At 68.8% G+C, this 17,669-nt stretch carries 19 protein-coding genes; 7 read left to right on the forward strand and 12 right to left on the reverse strand.

Annotation, left to right across the window (positions count from 1 at the left end; genetic code table 11):
- Nucleotides 1-7 precede the first annotated feature (7 nt).
- Nucleotides 8-472, reverse strand: a complete 465-nt coding sequence (locus tag LUX31_RS17325) for an ATP-binding protein (protein WP_235475686.1) — start codon at nt 470-472, stop codon at nt 8-10.
- A gap of 215 nt (nt 473-687) precedes the next feature.
- On the opposite strand from LUX31_RS17325, the gene LUX31_RS17330 reads away from it, so the two are divergent.
- Together LUX31_RS17330 and LUX31_RS17335 are read left to right on the forward strand one after the other, a co-directional pair.
- Nucleotides 688-1,470, forward strand: a complete 783-nt coding sequence (locus LUX31_RS17330; protein WP_235479952.1) for a helix-turn-helix domain-containing protein — start codon at nt 688-690, stop codon at nt 1,468-1,470.
- Complete coding sequence (locus LUX31_RS17335; protein WP_235475687.1) at nt 1,467-1,706, forward strand: DUF397 domain-containing protein; 240 nt, start codon at nt 1,467-1,469, stop codon at nt 1,704-1,706. Before LUX31_RS17330 ends, LUX31_RS17335 begins: the two co-directional genes overlap by 4 nt.
- On the opposite strand, the gene LUX31_RS17340 is transcribed toward LUX31_RS17335, so the two are convergent.
- Both LUX31_RS17340 and LUX31_RS17345 read right to left on the reverse strand, forming a co-directional pair.
- Entirely contained in the window at nt 1,700-2,848 is a 1,149-nt protein-coding gene (locus tag LUX31_RS17340) for a N(5)-(carboxyethyl)ornithine synthase (protein WP_235475688.1), read from the reverse strand. The genes LUX31_RS17335 and LUX31_RS17340 overlap by 7 nt on opposite strands.
- 202 nt (nt 2,849-3,050) lie before the next feature.
- Entirely contained in the window at nt 3,051-3,587 is a 537-nt protein-coding gene (locus tag LUX31_RS17345) for a DUF6817 domain-containing protein (RefSeq protein WP_235475689.1), read from the reverse strand.
- A gap of 267 nt (nt 3,588-3,854) precedes the next feature.
- On the opposite strand from LUX31_RS17345, the gene LUX31_RS17350 reads away from it, so the two are divergent.
- Nucleotides 3,855-4,745: a LysR family transcriptional regulator gene (locus tag LUX31_RS17350; protein WP_235475690.1), complete on the forward strand. Its 891-nt coding sequence runs from the start codon at nt 3,855-3,857 to the stop codon at nt 4,743-4,745.
- Between the two features lie 149 nt (nt 4,746-4,894).
- Here LUX31_RS17350 and LUX31_RS17355 read toward each other — a convergent pair whose 3' ends face one another.
- Nucleotides 4,895-6,838, reverse strand: coding sequence for an AMP-dependent synthetase/ligase (locus LUX31_RS17355; RefSeq protein WP_443045970.1), 1,944 nt, complete (start codon nt 6,836-6,838; stop codon nt 4,895-4,897).
- A gap of 343 nt (nt 6,839-7,181) precedes the next feature.
- Here LUX31_RS17355 and LUX31_RS17360 point away from each other — a divergent pair, with 343 nt between their 5' ends.
- Nucleotides 7,182-7,898 (forward strand): MaoC family dehydratase, encoded by a 717-nt coding sequence (locus LUX31_RS17360; RefSeq protein ID WP_443045971.1) that lies wholly within the window; start codon nt 7,182-7,184, stop codon nt 7,896-7,898.
- Nucleotides 7,899-7,987: 89 nt separating this feature from the next.
- Here the strand turns inward: LUX31_RS17360 and LUX31_RS17365 are convergent, their stop codons facing one another.
- The 6 genes from LUX31_RS17365 to LUX31_RS17390 all read right to left on the reverse strand — a co-directional run bounded on the left by LUX31_RS17365 (nt 7,988) and on the right by LUX31_RS17390 (nt 12,355).
- On the reverse strand, nt 7,988-8,650 hold the full coding sequence (locus LUX31_RS17365) for a TetR/AcrR family transcriptional regulator (protein ID WP_235475691.1): 663 nt from the start codon (nt 8,648-8,650) through the stop codon (nt 7,988-7,990).
- 26 nt (nt 8,651-8,676) lie between these two features.
- Nucleotides 8,677-8,997, reverse strand: coding sequence for a DUF4229 domain-containing protein (locus LUX31_RS17370; protein WP_235475692.1), 321 nt, complete (start codon nt 8,995-8,997; stop codon nt 8,677-8,679).
- Between the two features lie 114 nt (nt 8,998-9,111).
- The gene (locus tag LUX31_RS17375) at nt 9,112-9,636 is read right to left on the reverse strand and encodes a GNAT family N-acetyltransferase (RefSeq protein WP_235475693.1); all 525 of its coding nucleotides are present in this window, start codon (nt 9,634-9,636) and stop codon (nt 9,112-9,114) included.
- A 170-nt stretch (nt 9,637-9,806) separates the two neighbouring features.
- Complete coding sequence (gene mqnE / locus LUX31_RS17380; protein ID WP_235475694.1) at nt 9,807-10,970, reverse strand: aminofutalosine synthase MqnE; 1,164 nt, start codon at nt 10,968-10,970, stop codon at nt 9,807-9,809.
- 67 nt (nt 10,971-11,037) lie between these two features.
- A complete protein-coding gene (locus tag LUX31_RS17385) occupies nt 11,038-11,493 on the reverse strand; it encodes an Lrp/AsnC family transcriptional regulator (RefSeq protein WP_105972321.1) in 456 nt (151 codons plus the stop codon).
- Between the two features lie 136 nt (nt 11,494-11,629).
- Nucleotides 11,630-12,355, reverse strand: coding sequence for a UbiX family flavin prenyltransferase (locus LUX31_RS17390; protein ID WP_443045972.1), 726 nt, complete (start codon nt 12,353-12,355; stop codon nt 11,630-11,632).
- 211 nt (nt 12,356-12,566) lie between these two features.
- Between LUX31_RS17390 and LUX31_RS17395 the strand changes: the two genes are divergently transcribed.
- Nucleotides 12,567-13,187, forward strand: a complete 621-nt coding sequence (locus LUX31_RS17395) for a rhomboid family intramembrane serine protease (protein WP_235479954.1) — start codon at nt 12,567-12,569, stop codon at nt 13,185-13,187.
- Nucleotides 13,188-13,216: 29 nt separating this feature from the next.
- Here LUX31_RS17395 and mqnP read toward each other — a convergent pair whose 3' ends face one another.
- Nucleotides 13,217-14,125, reverse strand: coding sequence for a menaquinone biosynthesis prenyltransferase MqnP (mqnP, locus tag LUX31_RS17400; RefSeq protein WP_235475696.1), 909 nt, complete (start codon nt 14,123-14,125; stop codon nt 13,217-13,219).
- On the reverse strand, nt 14,122-15,579 hold the full coding sequence (locus tag LUX31_RS17405) for a menaquinone biosynthesis decarboxylase (protein WP_235475697.1): 1,458 nt from the start codon (nt 15,577-15,579) through the stop codon (nt 14,122-14,124). The genes mqnP and LUX31_RS17405 overlap by 4 nt, the downstream gene beginning before the upstream one ends.
- A gap of 96 nt (nt 15,580-15,675) precedes the next feature.
- Between LUX31_RS17405 and LUX31_RS17410 the strand changes: the two genes are divergently transcribed.
- Together LUX31_RS17410 and LUX31_RS17415 are read left to right on the forward strand one after the other, a co-directional pair.
- Complete coding sequence (locus LUX31_RS17410; RefSeq protein ID WP_235475698.1) at nt 15,676-16,074, forward strand: PLD nuclease N-terminal domain-containing protein; 399 nt, start codon at nt 15,676-15,678, stop codon at nt 16,072-16,074.
- A 111-nt stretch (nt 16,075-16,185) separates the two neighbouring features.
- Nucleotides 16,186-17,571 carry a purine-cytosine permease family protein gene (locus LUX31_RS17415; protein WP_235475699.1) on the forward strand — a complete coding sequence of 462 codons (1,386 nt, stop codon included), beginning with the start codon at nt 16,186-16,188 and terminating at the stop codon, nt 17,569-17,571.
- Nucleotides 17,572-17,669: the final 98 nt, after the last annotated feature.

The following is a 17,669-nucleotide window of genomic DNA, read 5'->3' on the forward strand; positions in this document are numbered from 1 at the left end:
TTACAACCTACTCAACCGGAAGCCGGTCCCGGTCATCGACGCTGGAGCTGATGCCCTTGAGGGTCATGTCCACCCACACCGTCTTGCCGATGTCCCGCTCTGCCACGCCCCACGTACGGGCCAGCACCGACACGATGACCAGTCCCCGGCCGTATTCCTCGGCCTCCCACCGGGGCACGATCCGCAGTTGCCGGTCGCCGCGCGTATCGCTCACCTCGATACGCAGGGTGCCCTCCGGGAGCAGCAGGAGCCGCAGTTCGAAGTCCCGTCCAGGTACGCGTCCGTGCGTGACGGCGTTCGCAGCGAGTTCGGCGACGACGTGCTGGGCGGCGTCGTTCACATCGCTGTCGTGCGGGTATCCCCACTCGGCGAGCTGCTGAGCGGCGAGTCTTCTGGCGAGGCGGGCGCCGCGCGGAGTTGAGCTCAGGCGCTGGGTCAGTTCGTCGGTGGGGGTGGCGATTTCCGAGTTCACGTTACCGAGCGTGGTCGTCCGGTTCTAATCTGACCAGGGGCGACTGGTGGACTCCGGGTATCCGTACGGGTGCGGTGGGTTAGGGGTACGGGTTGTCGGCCGTGACTGGGACGACGTGAAGGTGGGTGGCGTGAGTGACTGAGGATGCGGTGCGGAGGCCGGAGACTCCGGCGGAGGAAGCGGGTACGACGGGGCTGTTCACGGCGCTCGGCAAGATGCTCAAGCTTCTGCGGGAGAAGGCGGGGCTGACGCAGAAGGAGTTCGGGGTGATGGTGGGGTACGGGCCCGATGCCATCTCCGCGATGGAGCGGGGGGTTCGGATCACGAGGCCCGAACTGTTGGAGAAGGCGGACGAAATCCTCGACGCCGGTGGGTTGTTGAAGCAGGCGATCCCCGAGGTCGAGGAGGCGATGAGGAGGGCGCGGACGCGTCATCCCGAGTGGTACCGGAGCCATGCCGAGATGGAGAAGACAGCGATCGAGCTGCACTTCTACGCCAACCAGGGCGTGCCGGGGCTCCTGCAGACCGAAGACTACGCACGAGCCGTGTTCCGCAACCGGCGCCCACTGCTGAGCGAGGAGACTATCGAGCAGCGGGTGACCGACAGGCTCGACCGGCAGCAAGTCTTCGACCGGTGGCCACCGCCCGCCGTGAGCTACGTGCTCGAAGAGGTCATGCTGGACCGGCCGATCGGCGGGGACGCCATCTTCAAGGGCCAGCTGCTCAATCTGTTGCGCGTCGGCAGCATGCGCAACGTCGAGATCCAGGTGATGTCCACCCGCCGGGAAGAACACCCCAACCTGGACAGCGCGTTCAACCTCGTGACCCCCAAAGGGCGCGGCCAAGTCGCGTACACGGAAGCGCAGGGCTACCCCCGTCTGATCACCGACCAGGAAGAGGTCAGGAAGATTGCCGACCGCTATGGGATCATGCGGGCGATGGCGCTTTCGCCCCGCGAATCCCGGTCGTTGATCGAAAAGAAGCTGGAGGAGCTATGAGCAGCGAGGTCCTCGGTTGGTTCAAGTCCAGCTACAGCAGCGGCGAGGGCGGCGATTGCCTCGAAGTCGCCTACACCTGGCGCAAGTCCAGCCACAGCAGCGGCGAAGGCGGCGAGTGCCTGGAGATCGCCACCTGCCCCCACGCCATCCACATCCGCGACTCCAAGCACCCCACCGGCCCTCAACTCACCCTCTCCCCCGCCGCCTGGTCAGGCTTCCTCCGGAACGCCTACTGATCCTCGGGACCGTGCGGGTAGGTCGCCGACCGGTGCTGGAAGGACAGGATCTTCGGGTTCTGTACGACGCCGTCGCGGATCTCGATCGCCTTGCGGAGCGTGATGTCCGCGTCCCAGGCCGACGGGCCGTTCATGACCTTGCGCAGGTACGGCAGGAGCGCCTCGCTGATTTCCCAGGTGGCGGAGTTCCAGAGGTGGGACGGGCTGTGGTCGACGCCGTAGTAGTGGCAGCCGGGGCCCACCTCGTGCATGGGCTCGCCGAAGGTGGTCGGGCGGGCGAAGGTGAAGCCCATGCCCTCATCGCAGGAGACGTCGACGAAGAAGGTGCCCGGCCGGAACTGGGCGAGTTCCTCGTCCGTGACGAACATGAGCGGCGCGTCGGTGTCCTGGAGGACGCAGTTGACGATTATGTCGAAGCCGGCCAGGTACTCCGCCAGGGGCATCGAGCCTGCCGCCGTCACCGCCCGTAGGCGTGTCGGGTCGTCCTGCTCTTCCTCGAAGTGAGCCATGACGACCGAGGGCATCGGCGAGGCTACTGCCGCCGCCGCGCGCTGGGTCAGCACCGTGACGTCGGTGACCCCCATCGCGCCCAGGCCCGTGACCGCTCCGCGTGCCGTGGCGCCGAAGCTGATGACGACCGCGCGCAGGCGGCGGCCGTAGTGGCCGGTCAGTCCGCCGAGCTGGAGGGCGTGCAGGACCGAGCAGTAGCCGGCCAGCTCGTTGTTCTTGTGGAAGACGTGGACGCTGAAGGCGCCTGCGGCGGTCCAGTGGTTCATGGCCTCCCAGGCGATCAGGGTCAGCCGTCGGTCGATGGCGGTCTGCGTCATCTTCTCGTCCTGCACGCAGTGCGGCCAGCCCCACAGGACCTGGCCCTCGCGCAGTTCGGCGATGTCGTCGTGCATCGGCTTGGGCAGCAGTACGGCGTCGCACTCGGCGACGAGCTGCTCACGCGAGCGCAGCCCGGCCACGAGTGGTCGCAGCGCGTCGTCGGCGATGCCGAAGCGTCGGCCGTAGCCCTCTTCGAGGAAGATCTTCCCGCGCAGGTCCGGGGCGATCCGGTCGAGGTGACGGGGGTGCAGCGGAAGGCGGAACTCGTTCTCCTTGCGGGAGGAGGCGAGTACTCCGAGACTCATGAGGCTCATGTGGGGCGGCTCGTTTCCGGCCGGGCACGAGGTGCTCCGGCATTGCCGTTCCCCGAGGGCGACGCCGAAATGGATGACGGCATGCGAGGTGCGCTCGGTAGCACCCACGGTACTCCGTCCGGCGTATGACCCGAGCACAACCCGGGCTCAACCCAGGCACAACCTGGCACTACGGCACCGAACCGCTCACAGTGGGTGATTCTCAGTGTTCCCGGCGGCGGTCCCGGCGGCCCAGCAGCGACCCCACCTCCTCCCACGCCCGTCCGCTCAGCAGTGGCCGGAAACCGTTGAACAGGGCGAGCAGGTCCGAGCCCCGCTGGTCGCGGAAGACCGGGTTCACGCGGGCCAGGTCGAGTTCGTTCGCGGCCGTCAGTTCGGCGAGGTCCTCGCACCTGCTCCGGAGCACGGTCCGGGCGCGGCCGGTGAAACGGTCGTGGAACACGGCGTCCGGGGCGGCCAGGCCCGGGTAGGTCGCCTTGCGGTCCATGGCCGCGTACACATGCACGATCTCCTCCGCCTCCGGGCCGATCACCCTCGCCAGTTCGGCGCGGCGGTCGAGGGAGAGCAGGGCGGTGGGGAAGCCGTCGGTGCCGTACGCGGCATGGCAGAGGCCCGCCAGCCGGAGAGCCGGCCTGGCCTCCCAGGCGGCGAGCAGTCGGTACACCCGGCAGAGGTGGGCGAGCAGGGTGCCGCCAGGGTGCGCGATCTGTTCGGCGCCCAACTCCCGTAGGAATCCCACTGCTTGGGCGGCTGGGGACGGGGCGAGAGCGGGAGTGGGAGTGGGGGGAGGGAGAGACGTTGAGGGTGAGGGAGGGGAAGCGGACATGGGGTGGCGTCCTCTCGGTGCGCGAAAGGTCGGCACCCGTCCGCTTCCCGCCCTCGGTCCGGACCCCGGCGGGGGCGCGGGACGGGTTGCCGCCTGGGCCCTGCACCGATCGTGACGTACCGCCCGTACCCAGTCAATCCTAAGGTTCTGTCACCAACTCCAAGTGCTAGCTTGGGTGTTGTGACCCTGGATGACCTGCGTGTCTTCGTGGCCGTGTGCCGGGCGGGGAACCTGAGCGCGGTGGCCCGTGATCTCGCGTGCACTCAGTCGGCCGTGAGCCAGCATGTGAAGCGGCTGGAACGGGAGACGGGCGTCAGCCTGGTGGAGCGGCATGCGCGGGGAGTCGTGCCGACGGCGGCCGGGCGGGTGTTGCAGGCCGCCGCGTCGGAGGGGATCGCCGGGCTGGATCTTGCCTTGCGGCAGCTCAAGGATCTCGTGGACGGGGAGAGCGGGTCGGTACGGGTTGCCACCGGTGCGACGACCGTGCGGCACTTCATGGCGGAGGCGGTTGTTGCTTTTCGGCGTCAACACCCCAAGGTGAGCTTGGAGTTCCGTACGGAGAATTCCAGTCGGGGGTGTTTCGCCGCGCTTGCCGACAGTGAGCTGGATCTTGCGTGGATCACCATCGGGGCGCCTGTGCGGGGGATCGAGCAGCGGGTGGTGATGGAGTTGCCGTGGGTGCTTGCTGTGGGGGCGGGGGAGGCGCTCGCGCGGCGGGACTTCGCGAAGGTGGAGGATCTGCGTGATCTGCGGTTGATTCGGCTGCCGCCGAACTCCACGTCTGCGGCGCATTTGGATGCGGCGTTCGCTGAGGTGGGGGTGCGGCCGGTGTTCGACACGAGTGTCGCTGACTGGGATACGGCTTTGTTGTTGGCCGAGTTGGGGCTTGGGTATGCGGTTGTGCCTGCTGTGCCCGACTTGGCGGTGCCGGGGGGTGATGGGCCGGTGCGGTTGCTTCCGCTTCGGGGGTTGCGGCCGTTGGCGGTGGGGTGGGCTGTGCGGAGGTGGGATGCGCTCAGTCCGCTGGCGCGGGCGTTCGCGGAGACTGTCTCTGACAGTTGCCGGGGATAGGTGGGAGGGGGTTGGGTGGGGTCGTTCGTCGGCTGCGGGCCGGTGGGGCTTCTCGCGCAGTTCCCCGCGCCCCTAAAAGCAGGGCGTTTCCGTCGCCCCCGTTGCCACGCGCCCCGCGCCCCGCGCCCCGCGCCCCTAAAGGCGACTCCTCACCGCTCGTACAAGCCCTCCACCTCCGCCGCGAAGTCCCGCATGATTTCGAAGCGGCGGAGTTTCATTGAGGGGGTGAGGTGGCCGGCCTCCTCTGTGAAGTCGACGGGGAGGATGGTGAAGCGGCGGATCGATTCCGGGCGGGAGACCAGTTTGTTGGCCTCCTCCACCGCGCGTTGGATGACCGCCCTCAAGTCGGCGTCTTCCATGAGGAGTTCGGCCGGTACGGGGTGCTTGCCCTGCATCTGGCGCCAGTGGGTGAGGCCCGCCTGGTCGAGGGTGATCAGGGCCGAGATGTAGGGGCGGCCGTCGCCCAGGACCATCGCCTGGGAGATCAGGGGGTGGGCCCGCAGCCAGTTCTCCATGGGCGCCGGGGCCACGCTCTTGCCGCCCGCCGTGATCAGGATCTCCTTCTTGCGGCCGGTGATCGTCAGATAGCCCTCGTCGTCCAGGGAGCCGATGTCACCGGTCGCGAGCCAGCCGTCCGGGGCCGCCGGGACGACGCCGCCCGCGCTCGGGTCCCAGTAGCCGCGCAGGATGTTCTCGCCCGCCAGCTCCACCTCGCCGTCGGCGGCGATCCGGACCCGGGAGCCGGGGATGGGCCAACCCACCGTCCCCACCCGGGGTTTGAGCGGTGGCGTGACCGTGGCCGCGCCCGTGGACTCGGTCAGGCCGTACCCCTCGTAGATCTCGATGCCCGCCCCGGCGAAGAACCCGGCGAGCGGCCGGCCGAGGGGTGAGCCGCCGCAGATCATGTAACGGACCCTGCCGCCCATGGCGTTGCGGATACGGCGGTACACCAGGGGGTCGTAGAAGGTGCGCGCGGTGCGCAGCGCACGGCTGGGGCCGTGCCCGGTGCCGTGCCGCTGGTCCTCCACCGCCTCGCTGAACCGGCGGGCCACGTTCACCGCGCGGTCGAAGGACGAGAGCCGCTTGCCCATCTCGGCCCTCGCGCGGGCCGTGTTGAAGACCTTCTCCAGCATGTACGGGATGGCGAGCAGGCAGGTGGGCTTGAACTCCGCCAAGTCCCCCAGCAGGTCTTCGGACTTGAGGCTCGGGGCGTGGCCGAGCCGCACCCGCGCCCGGAGGCACGCGATGGCCACCATCCGGCCGAAGACGTGCGACATCGGCAGGAACAGCAGCACCGACGCCTCCTCCTTCGTCCGGTCCCGGAAGACGGGGTAGAGGAGTTCGATGGCGTTGTCGACCTCGGCGAAGAAGTTGCCGTGCGTGAGCGCGCAGCCCTTCGGGCGGCCGGTCGTGCCCGAGGTGTAGATGAGGGTGGCGAGCGTGTCGGGCCCCAACACCCCACGCCGTACGGCGACTTCCTGGTCCGGCACGTCCTTGCCCAGCTCCGCGAGCCGCTCGACATGCCCCTTCTCGAAGACCCACATGTGCTGGAGGTCGGGGATGCGGTCGCGCTCCGGGCCGAGGGCGGCGGCCTGGGCGACCGTCTCCGCGGCGAGGGCCACGGCGCCGGAGTCCTGGAGGATCCAGCGGACCTGGAAGGCGGAGGACGTCGGGTAGATAGGGACGGTGACGAGACCGGCCGCCCACGCGGCGAAGTCCATGAGCGTCCACTCGTACGTCGTCCGCGCCATGATGGCCAGCCGGTCGCCCGGCATCAGGCCCTCGGCGATCAGCCCCTTGGCCACCGCGAGCACCTGCTCGGCGAACTCGGCCGCCGTCAGATGCGCCCAACTCCCGTCGGGCGTACGGCGGCTGAGGACCGTCGCCGCGGGCGCCTGGTCCGCGTTGTCGAACGGAATGTCCGCGAGCGAGCCGTAGGTCACAGACGTCACGATCGCCGGCACGGACACCTCGCGCACGGCCCCGTCCAACCGCCGTATCTCGGGCTCCACCAGGAGGGGTTCGCCGTCGTAGCCGACGGCGGACACGGGCAGTGGCGAGGACGGGGTAGAGGGCGGGAACGACGAGGACACGGGCGGCTCCTGTGGCGTGCAGCGGCCTTCCGGGGCGCACCTCCGGTGGCGTTCGCCACGGGTGTACGACGACGGCGGTTACCGCTGGTTAGGAACCGGATCGTACGGCTCGCACGTGTGGGGTTCGTGCGGGTTCGGGGGTGATGGGGCGGCGGGGGTGTGCAAGCTCAGGCGTCATACAGGTTACCGATGCGTCAACTTGCCCTGTCCTGAGCGTTTTTCACGTTAGCACCCGCCCCATGCGCCTTCCTAGGCCTTCTTCACACCTTCTACTCATCGGCACCTATGGGCGTTAGGAGGCTTACCTCCGGTAACCTGACTCCGGAGTAAGTACGGTACCGAGGTGGGAGTTGACCATGGCCGACCGTTCCCTTCGCACCCTCGACCGGTCCCCGGCCCTGTCGGCGACGACGCCCTCCCCGTCACCTATCCGCACGTCCTCGGCTTCCCCCTGGCCATGCGCCTGATGACCGACCGCAGCTTTCCGCTGCCGCTGCTGGGGCTGGTGCACACGTCGGTGGAGATCGTCCGCCGGCGGCCGCTGGCTGCCACCGGGCTGTACGAACTCTCCGTGTACGTCGATGAGTTGGCGGCTCATCGGCGGGGGACGGAGGCGGCGGTGCAGACGGAGGTGCGGGAGGGGGAGGAGTTGGTGTGGGAGTCGCGGAGTACGTATTTGGCTCGGCATCGGAGCGGCGTGGCCGGCGGGGCGCTGGACTCTCGCGGTGAGCATGAGGCGTTGCCTCTTGTTGCCGAGTGGCGGCTTGGTGGGGATGTCGGTCGGCGGTACGCCGCCGCGTCCGGTGACCGGAACCCGATCCACCTGAATGCGGTCGCCGCGCGGCTGTTCGGGTTTCGGCGGGCGATTGCTCATGGCATGTGGACCGTTGCGCGGTGCCTTGCCGCCCATGGTGCGCCTGAATCGGCTCTGGTTCGGGGGGAGTTCAGGGCGCCTGTGTTGTTGCCGGGGGCGGTGGGCTATGGGGCGGACGGGTTTGGGAGCTTTGAGTTGCGGGGTGGGGGGCGGGTGCATTTGCTGGGGGAGGTTCGGGCTGTGTGAGGGGTTGTTTGGAGCGGTGCTGCGCCGTCGTGGCTGGTCGCGCAGTTCCCCGCGCCCCTTGGAGGGGCCTGCGGCCCCATCAAGGGCGGCTAGGCCTCCGTGTGGGAAGTCTCGGTCGGGGGTGTCCACGGGGTGCCTGCCATCAGGCTGTTCAGGCCCGACCAGGCGAAGTTCATCAGGGTTGTCGCTGCCTGTTTGGCGGTGACGCCAGGGGTTGCGTTGGCCCAGGCTGCCAGGGACTCGGCGGCGCCTACCAGGGCCTCGGCCAGGCCGGCGACCTCTCGTTCCGGGAGGGAAGGGTCGCGGTGGGCCTCGCGGGCCGCGATCACGATCAGCTGCGTGACGAACGCGACGATCTCCTCGCGCATCACGGTGACCTCGGCCGCGAACGGCTCGCCGTGGGTGCGGGCCTGGAGGTGCAGTACCGACCAGCCGTCCGGGTTCTGGGCGGTGTGCGTGAAGAACGCCCGCAGGCCGTCCCAGAGTTGACGGTCGGCGGGGAGCGCCGGTTCGACGCCGCTGCGGACGGCCTCGGTGAGTCTCCTCGCCTCGCGCCGGATGCAGGCGGTGAAGAGCTCTTCCTTCGAGTTCAGATACAGATAGACCAACGGCTTGGAGACACCGGCGAGTTCGGCGATCTCGTCCATCGACGCGGCCATGTAGCCACGCTGCCCGAAGGTCCGTACGGCGGCGTCCAGCATCTGCTGCTCACGGACGGCACGCGGCATCCGTTTGTTCTTCACAGCACCCATGAGGGCAAGGGTAGTTGTGGCGTGGGTCAGGAGGGCTGGCCCTGGGTCTGAGTCTGGGCCTGGGCGCGGGCGACCTCGTCGACCGCCTCGTCCTCCTGGCTGCGGTTCGCGTCCAGGTTGGCCTTGACGCGGTCCACCTTCTCGACGATCTGCACCGACGCCCGGTCCCGCTCCTTGCGGAGCACCACGAAGCTGATCGGCGCGGAGATCACGAGGGAGAGCAGGATGACCCACATGCCGTTGGAGCTGCCCAGGCCGCGCGGAGCGATACCGGAGTAGACGGCGCCCCAGACGACCAGCAGACAGGCCACCAGGATCCCGAAGCGCATCAGCGTGTAGCGGAGCATCTCAATCCACTCTTCTTCCGGTCCGAACATTGCCAATAACGGGCGTCATCCAGTGAAACACGCCCAGGTCACGATCTTGCAGTGGGGTACTCGGCGGAGTACCCAGCAGAGCCCTCAGTGCAGCGGCAGCAGCATCGTGACGTCGTCGCGGTCGTCCCCCGGGGCGACCCGTATCGCACCGGGCACGCGACCGACCTCCTTGTAGCCGCAGGAGCCGTAGAAGCGCTCCAGGCCCAGTCCGCCCCGGCAGCCGAGCCGTATCGCCTCGATACCGTCGAGCCCACGGGCGGCGTCGGCGACGGCCGCCATCAGGTCGCGGCCGTATCCCTTGCCCTGGTGCTCTGGGTGGACCATCACCGTGTAGACCGACAGCCAGTGTGTCCGCAGGCGGTGGGCGTTGAAGCTGAGGAACGCAGTCGCAGCGACCCGCCCCTCCTCGTCGTGCCCGACGAGCAGCCGGGCGGCGCCCGCGGCGAGGTTCACGAACTGTCTCACCAACTCCGGCCGTATCTCGTCACGCGTGACAGGCGCCACGAAGCCGACGGCGCCGCCGGCGTTGGTGACATCGGTCCAGAGGTCGAGGATGCCGTCGCGGAGGAGGGTGTCGATGGCGGGGTCGAGGGTGAAGGTAAGAGCCACATGGCAATAGTAACCATTACCCTTGGTCTTCTTTCGCCCCCGCCGCCCCTACCCGTCCCATCCCTGGGGGCGCCTGGGGAGAGCTGGGGCGCAGCCCCGCTCTCCCCAGGGGCGCGGGGAACTGCGCGACCAGCCCCCACCGGACCCGCGGCCGAAAACCTCCCGCAGACTCAGACCCGCATCGGCTGCGGCGACTCCCGACGAGCCGGATCCGGCCCCTCGTACTCCCGAATGATCTCGTACCGCGTGTTGCGCTCCACCGGCCGGAACCCGGCGTCCCGGATCAGGTCCAGCAGATCCTCACGCGTCAGCTTGTTCGGCGTGCCGTAGTTGTCGGCGTCATGCGTGATCTTGTACTCGACGACCGAGCCGTCCATGTCGTCGGCGCCGTGCTGCAACGCCAGCTGCGCGGTCTGGACGCCGTGCATGACCCAGAAGACCTTGACGTGCGGGACGTTGTCGAACAGCAGCCTCGACACCGCGAAGGTCTTGAGCGCCTCCGCGCCAGTCGCCATCTGCGTACGGGCCTGGAGCCTGTTCCGTACCTTGCCGTCCTTCATGTCGACGAAGTCGTGCTGGTAGCGGAGCGGGATGAAGACCTGGAAGCCGTTCGTCTCGTCCTGCAACTCACGGAGCCGGAGCACGTGGTCGACGCGGTGGCGGGGCTCCTCGATGTGGCCGTACAGCATGGTGCACGGGGTCTTCAGCCCCTTCTCGTGCGCCAGGCGGTGGATCCGCGACCAGTCCTCCCAGTGGGTGCGGTGGTCGACGATGTGCTGCCGGACCTCCCAGTCGAAGATCTCGGCGCCACCGCCGGTCAGCGACTCCAGACCCGCGTCGATCAGCTCGTCGAGGATCTCCGACGCCGACAGCCCGCTGATCGTCTCGAAGTGGTGGATCTCCGTGGCCGTGAACGCCTTGAGCGAGACGTCCGGCAGTGCGGCCTTCAGCTCGCGCAGGGAGCGCGGGTAGTACCGCCACGGCAGACTCGGGTGCAGCCCGTTGACGATGTGCAGCTCGGTGAGGTTCTCGCCCTCCATCGCCTTGGCGAGCTTCACCGCCTCCTCGATGCGCATCGTGTACGCGTCCTTCTCGCCCGGCTTGCGCTGGAACGAGCAGTAGGCGCAGGAGGCGGTGCACACGTTGGTCATGTTGAGATGCCGGTTGACGTTGAAGTGGACGACGTCACCGTTCTTCCGCGTCCGCACCTCGTGCGCCAGCCCGCCGAGCCAGGCCAGATCGTCCGACTCGTAGAGCGCGATGCCGTCCTCGCGGGTCAGCCGCTCACCGGCCCTGACCTTCTGCTCCAGCTCGCGCTTGAGTCCGACGTCCATACCGACCCACACCCTTCTCCGGCAACCCGACAATCCGCCAACACGCCCAACCGTACGACCAGCCCGCTCAGACCTCTTCGGGCAGGTCTCCGACCCTGTTCTCCCACTTCGTGGAGAGGACGACGGTCGTACGGGTCCTGGAGACGCCCTGGATCCCGCTGAGCCGCCGGATGGTCTTCTCCAGACCGTCGACGTCACTCGCCCGCACCTTGAGCATGAACGAGTCGTCGCCCGCGATGAACCAGCAGTCCTCGATCTCCCCGAGGTCCCGGAGCCTGCGCGCCACGTCCTCGTGGTCGGCCGCGTCGGACAGCGAGATTCCGATGAGCGCGATGACTCCGAGGCCGAGCGAGGCGGAGTCGACGGTGGCGCGGTACCCGGTGATGACACCGGCCGCCTCCAGCCGGTTGATGCGGTCGGTGACACTGGGTCCCGACAGACCGACGAGGCGCCCCAGCTCGGCGTAAGAGGCCCGGCCGTTCTCCCTCAGGGCCTGGATGAGCTGCCTGTCCACCGCGTCCATGCGATCGAGCCTTCCGATGAAGAATCTTGAAGTTTGCCGATGTTGCTGAAACCGCTGAAAGTACTGGTCGTGCTGATGGTGCTGACGGTGCTCGAAGTGATGAGCGGCACCGCGGATTACTGATACGGCCCAGGACTCAGCCGTTATCAGGACGGGACGTACGCGACGACGCCCCGCCGCCGAGTTCGCCCTCCCACCGGCGGTACAGCCCGTGCGGGACGCCCGCCGCGTCGAGCACGCGCCCGGCGACGAAGTCGACCAGGTCCTGGATGTGGGTGGCGCCGGCGTAGAAGGCGGGCGAGGCCGGTACGACGCTCGCGCCGGCGTCGTCCAGCGTCACCAGGTGCCGCAGCGTCTGCCCGTTGAGCGGGGACTCCCGTACGGCGACGACGAGCGTGCGCCGCTCCTTGAGGGTCACACTGGCCGCCCGTTGCAACAGATCCTTGGACAGCCCGAGCGCGACCCCGGCCACGCAGGCGGTGGACGCGGGCACGATCAGCATCCCCTTGGTGGCGTACGACCCGGAGGACGGCCCCGCGGCGAGGTCACCGGCAGCCCAGTGCCGTACGCCGCCGAGGTCCACATCGAACGTACCCGGCTTGCCGTCGGCGCCCCGGGTCAGCCATTCGCGCAGGTCGTCCTGCCAGTGGGCGTCCCGGAAGGAGATCCCGGTCTCGTCGAGCAGCGTCAGCCGGGAGGCCCGGGACACGACGAGGTCGACGCTCTCGCCCGCGTCGAGGAGGCCACGCAGGACGGCAGCGGCGTATGGCGTGCCGGAGGCGCCGGACACCCCCACGATCCAAGGCGCGCGCGGCGTCTCTCCTGGCTTGAGTGGGTTCACGGGTCCGAGCTTATCCGGCATCGTGGGGTGGGAACCGGGGGAGGGCGCTCGGGCGTTCCCTGGAAGGGACGAGTTGATTCGTCCGTGATGGGCGGGACGGGGGTCTGCCATGTGGGAGAAGTGGAATCCGGCGGGAACGGGCCGGTCCGGTGCGGGCCCTGACCTGCCCGGCGGCCGTCTTTCCGACACCCGCCCGTCCGGCGGTGACCGCGCGAAGGCCGCCGCCAAGCTGATGCTCGCCTGGGTGGCGCTGCTGTGGCTGCTGGAGGCCGTCGACGCGGTGAGCGGCCATGCGCTGGACGGCCTGGGCATCACACCCCGTACGGCCTCCGAGCTGGTCGATGTCGTCCCGGCGTCCTTCATCCACTTCGGCTTCGCCCATGTGGCCGCCAACAGCGTCCCGCTGCTGGTCCTCGGCTTCCTCGCGGCCCTGGGCGGCCTGCGCCGGTTCGCCGTGGTCTGCGCGGTGATCATCGTCGTCGGCGGACTGGGCGTGTGGCTCATAGCCCCGGCACACACCAACACGGCGGGCGCCTCCGGCCTGATCTTCGGCCTCTTCGGCTACTTGCTGGTGACGGGCTTCGTGGAGCGCCGACCACTGGGCATCGTGGTCGGTCTGCTCGTGGCGGCCGTCTGGGGCACAACTTTCCTGGCGGGCCTGGCTCCGACCCAGACGGGGGTCAGCTGGCAGGGGCATTTGATCGGGCTGATAGCGGGGGTGGGGGCGGCGGTTGTGTTTCGGCGGCGGGGGGCTTCGGCGGGAGGCGCTACGGGCCTTCCGGCGCTACGGCACCCGGGAGGCGGCGGAGCTGCGCGCGCTGCTCGGCGAACCCGCCGTACACGCGGCGCGTGAACCCGAGTAGGCAGCGCGCAGGCCAACCGTTACGGCGTGAGGCCCCGGACCAGCAGGTCCAGCAGCGCACACACGAAAAGAGCGATCCCGATGAACCCGTTGACGCTGAAGAACGCTCTGTTGAGCCGCGACAGGTCGGTCGGCTTGACGATGTTGTGCTCGTACAGGAACGCGCCCGCGACGATCACCAGGCCGACCCAGAGGAACGTACCGGCGTCGGTGGCGACCGCGTACCAGGCCAGGAGTGTCATGGTGACGGTGTGGCAGGCGCGCGCGCCCCACACCGCCGCCGGGATGCCGAAGCGCGCGGGCACCGACATCACGCCGGTCTCGCGGTCCGTCTCGACGTCCTGGCAGGCGTAGATCAGGTCGAAGCCGCCGATCCAGATGCCGACGGCGAGGCCGAGGATGACCGCGTCCCAGGACCACTCCCCCGTGATCGCCAGCCAGCCGCCGACCGGGCCCATGGCCTGGGCGAGACCCAGTATGGCCTGCGGGAAGTTCGTGAACCGCTTGCCGTACGGGTACACGACCATCGGGATCACGGCGACGGGGGCGAGGGCCAGGCAGAGGGGGTTCAGGAGGGCCGCCGAGCCCAGGAAGATCACGACGGCGATCAGCGCGCCGGTCCAGGCGTGCTTCACCGACATCGCGCCGGTCACCAGCTCGCGGTGGGCCGTACGCGGGTTACGGGCGTCGATCTCGCGGTCGATGATCCGGTTGACGGCCATCGCGAACGTCCGCAGGCCGACCATGCAGATCGTGACGAGCAGCAGCCTGCCCCAGTGGATGTTCTTGTCCGCCTGGAACATCGCCGTGAGCGCGGCGATGTAGGCGAAGGGCAGCGCGAAGATCGAGTGCTCGATCATGACCAGGCGCAGGAACGCTTTGGTCCGGCCCGGCTGGGGCAGTGCAGCGGATGCAGAAGCAGAACTCACAGTCCGTATTCCTTCCAGCGTCTGTCGACCGTCGCCGCCGTCTCCGGGTCGGACACCACCATCTCCGGCCAGCCGCCGTCCCGTGTATAGCCCTCCTCGGGCCATTTCCGGGTCGCGTCGATGCCCGCCTTGCCGCCCCAGAACTGCTGGTAGGAGGCGTGGTCGAGGTGGTCGACGGGGCCTTCGGCCACCGTCAGGTCGCGGGCGTAGTCGGTGTTTCCGAGGGCCCGCCAGGCGACTTCGTGCAGGTCGTGGACGTCGCAGTCCGAGTCGACGACCACGATGAGCTTGGTCAGGGACATCATGTGGGCGCCCCAGACCGCGTGCATGACCTTCTGTGCGTGCTTCGGGTACTTCTTGTCGATCGCGACGATCGCGCAGTTGTGGAAGCCGCCCGCCTCGGGGAGGTGGTAGTCCACGATGTCCGGGACGATGATCTTCAGGAGCGGGAGGAAGAAGCGCTCCGTGGCCCGGCCCAGCGGGCCGTCCTCCGTCGGCGGCCTGCCGACGACGATCGACTGGAGCAGCGGTCGCCGCCGCATGGTCACGCAGTCGATGGTGAGCGCCGGGAAAGGCTCCTGCGGGGTGTAGAAACCCGTGTGGTCACCGAACGGACCCTCAGGCAGCATCTCCCCCGGTTCCAGCCAGCCCTCCAGCACGACCTCCGCCTGCGCCGGCACCTGCAGGGGCACCGTCTTGCAGTCGACCATCTCGATCCGCTTGCCCGCGATGAACCCGGCGAACAGATATTCGTCGATGTCACCGGGGAGGGGTGCGGTGGACGCGTACGTCACGGCGGGCGGACACCCGAACGCGATGGCGACCGGCAGCCGCTCGCCCTTGCGCGCGGCGACCTGGTAGTGGTTCCGGCTGTCCTTGTGGATCTGCCAGTGCATACCGATCGTGCGCTTGTCGTGCCGCTGGAGGCGGTAGAGCCCGAGGTTGCGTACGCCGTTCTCCGGGTCCTTGGTGTGCGTCAGCCCCAGGTTGAAGAAGGAGCCGCCGTCCTGCGGCCACGTGAACAGGGCGGGCAGTCGGTCGAGGTCCACCTCGTCGCCCTTGAGGACGACCTCCTGCACCGGCGCGTTGTCGGACTTCACCTTCTTCGGCGGTACGTGCGTCATCGCGCCGAGCTTGCCAAAGGCCTCGCGCACGCCCACGAACCCGTGCGGCAGCTCGGGCTTCAGCAGCCCGCCGATCTTGTCGCTGATGTCCTCGTACGACGTCAGTCCGAGGGATTTCAGCAGCCTGCGGTCGGTGCCGAACACGTTCATCGCCAGCGGCATCGCCGACCCGCGCACGTTCTCGAAGAGCAGCGCGGGCCCGCCTGCCTTCTGCACCCGGTCGACGATCTCCCCGACCTCCAGGTACGGGTCCACCTCGGCCTTGATGCGCTTGAGGTCACCCTCGCGCTCCAGCGCCCTGAGCAGGGAGCGAAGATCGTCGTAAGCCATGCGTTCCAGTATCCGTTACGGACTACCCTGGACCCGTCAGCGGGGGCCGGACGCGACCGTCAGCGCGCCCGGACAGCGACTCAAGGGGACCGATACATGCTCCGGGTGCTGCTCATCCTGGTGCCTCTCGCACTGAGCATCTACGCGTTCATCGACTGCGTCACCACGCAGGAGAAGGACGTCCGCTTCATGCCCAAGCCCGTATGGGCCCTGCTCATCCTGCTGTTCCCGCTGGTCGGCTCCATCTCCTGGCTGATCATCGGCCGCGACCGCGCCACCTCCCGGCGCATGGGCTCCGCCTCGGGCGGCCAGTGGGTCGCCCCGGACGACAACCCGGAGTTCCTGAAGTCCCTCAAGGACGAGAAGGCCGAGAAATCCGACCCCGCCGAGCCGGTGGAGGACGACGACACCCACCTCCGCGACTGGGAGGCCGACCTGCGCCGCCGCGAGGAGGAACTGAAGCGCAAGGAGAACGGAGAGGAGCCGAAGGACTGATGCCCACGGGGGCTGCCGGCAGCCCCCGTACAAGCTGTACGCCGACGAGCCCCCCGAAGCGGACAATGCGCCCCTGGGCCAGAGGGGACGGGGGCCGGACACTTACCTCGCATGACGACTGCTCCCGCCGGCACCACCAGTCCCCCACCTGCCCCCGCGTACGGCGACAAGGTCATCGCCGTGGAGACGGCGGGCTCGGAACCCATTCCGGACGCCGAACGGCACGGCGGTCCGCTCCAGTTGCTCTGGACCTGGGCCTCGCCGAACATCGAGTTCGCGACCGTCTACATCGGTGTGATCTCGGTCCTCTTCTTCGGGCTGAACTTCTGGCAGGCGTCCGCGGCCCTGCTGCTGGGCACCGCGCTCGGTTCGCTGACGCACGGGATCCTCTCGCTCGACGGGCCCCGGTTCGGCGTACCGCAGATGGCGATCGGCCGGTTCGCCTTCGGGTTCCAGGGGAATCTGCTGCCCGCCGGTGTGAACGCGCTTGTCGCGGGCGTCGGTTGGTTCGCCGTCAACAGTGTGAGCGCCGCTTTCGCGCTCAACACGCTGACCGGACTGCGTCCGCTCCCCTCTCTGTTGCTGGTGGTGGCGGCGGAGATCGTGATCGGCTTCATCGGCCACAACTTCGTCCACGCCTTCGAGAAGTACGCGTTCCCGGCGCTGGCGGTCGTGTTCCTGCTGGCCGGTGTCTGGACGTTCAAGGAGGCGGACCTGGGCGCGCCGGGCGCGGGCGGCGGTATCGGCGGGTTCCTGCTGGCGTTCAGCGCGGCCTGGGGGTACACGGCCGGCTGGAACCCGGGTGCCTCGGACTACTCCCGCTACCTTCCCCGTACGGCCGACCGCTTCCGGACCGTGCTCTACCCGGCGGTGGGCCTGTTCGTGTCCGTCGCCGTCGTGGCGCTGATCGGCGCGGCCTCGGCGACGATCGTCGCTCCCGAGGGCGCGTCCCCGACGGGGGCCTTCACGGGTCATCTCCCGGGCTGGCTCAGCAACTTGGTGCTGCTCGCGATCATCCTGGGCGCGGTCTCGGCGAACGCCATCAACGTCTACTCGTCGGCGATGTCGATCACCTCTCTGGGGTTGCGACTGCCCGTCTGGCTGGGACGGAGCGCGATCGTCGTGCTGTGCGGGCTCGCGGGTACGGCGGCGGCCTGGTCGGCGCTGGAGGACGCGGGGCACGCGTACGAGGCGTTTCTGCTGGTGATCGCCTACTGGGTGGGGCCGTGGCTCGGTGTGGTGCTGGTGGAGCGGTGGCTTCAGGCGCGGACGCCGGTGGAGACGCTGGAAGCGCGGCTGTCCGACCGGTCCTTCGCCAACTGGCCTGGGATCGGCGCCCTGTTGGCGGGCATCGCGGTGTCGGTGCCGCTCTTCTCGAACCAGGAGAAGTACGTGGGCTGGGTGCCGGAACAGTGGCCGGCCTTCGGTGACATCACGTGCCTGGTGGGGTTCGCGGTGAGTGCGGCGCTGTACCGGGTGCTGCGGCGGGCGGACTGAGCTCCGCTCACGAACGGCCGGGCGTACATCCCCCACACGCCCGGCGCGCTTGATCGGTTGTCTCGGTCGAGCGTCTGCCCCGACTGAGCCTCTACCCC

The organism is Streptomyces sp. GQFP (assembly GCF_021545335.1).
Taxonomy (GTDB): Bacteria; Actinomycetota; Actinomycetes; order Streptomycetales; family Streptomycetaceae; genus Streptomyces.

Bases quoted from the DNA above. Each gene is read 5' to 3' on its own strand.
- LUX31_RS17330 (WP_235479952.1), top strand. From the start codon at position 688: ATGCTCAAGCTTCTGCGGGAGAAGGCGGGGCTGACGCAGAAGGAGTTC.
- LUX31_RS17335 (WP_235475687.1), top strand. From the start codon at position 1,467: ATGAGCAGCGAGGTCCTCGGTTGGTTCAAGTCCAGCTACAGCAGCGGC.
- LUX31_RS17340 (WP_235475688.1), bottom strand. From the start codon at position 2,848: ATGAGCCTCATGAGTCTCGGAGTACTCGCCTCCTCCCGCAAGGAGAAC.
- LUX31_RS17365 (WP_235475691.1), bottom strand. From the start codon at position 8,650: ATGGGTGCTGTGAAGAACAAACGGATGCCGCGTGCCGTCCGTGAGCAG.
- LUX31_RS17370 (WP_235475692.1), bottom strand. From the start codon at position 8,997: ATGCTCCGCTACACGCTGATGCGCTTCGGGATCCTGGTGGCCTGTCTG.
- mqnE (WP_235475694.1), bottom strand. From the start codon at position 10,970: ATGGACGTCGGACTCAAGCGCGAGCTGGAGCAGAAGGTCAGGGCCGGT.
- LUX31_RS17385 (WP_105972321.1), bottom strand. From the start codon at position 11,493: ATGGACGCGGTGGACAGGCAGCTCATCCAGGCCCTGAGGGAGAACGGC.
- LUX31_RS17390 (WP_443045972.1), bottom strand. From the start codon at position 12,355: ATGCCGGATAAGCTCGGACCCGTGAACCCACTCAAGCCAGGAGAGACG.
- LUX31_RS17395 (WP_235479954.1), top strand. From the start codon at position 12,567: ATGCTCGCCTGGGTGGCGCTGCTGTGGCTGCTGGAGGCCGTCGACGCG.
- LUX31_RS17405 (WP_235475697.1), bottom strand. From the start codon at position 15,579: ATGGCTTACGACGATCTTCGCTCCCTGCTCAGGGCGCTGGAGCGCGAG.
- LUX31_RS17410 (WP_235475698.1), top strand. From the start codon at position 15,676: ATGCTCCGGGTGCTGCTCATCCTGGTGCCTCTCGCACTGAGCATCTAC.
- LUX31_RS17415 (WP_235475699.1), top strand. From the start codon at position 16,186: ATGACGACTGCTCCCGCCGGCACCACCAGTCCCCCACCTGCCCCCGCG.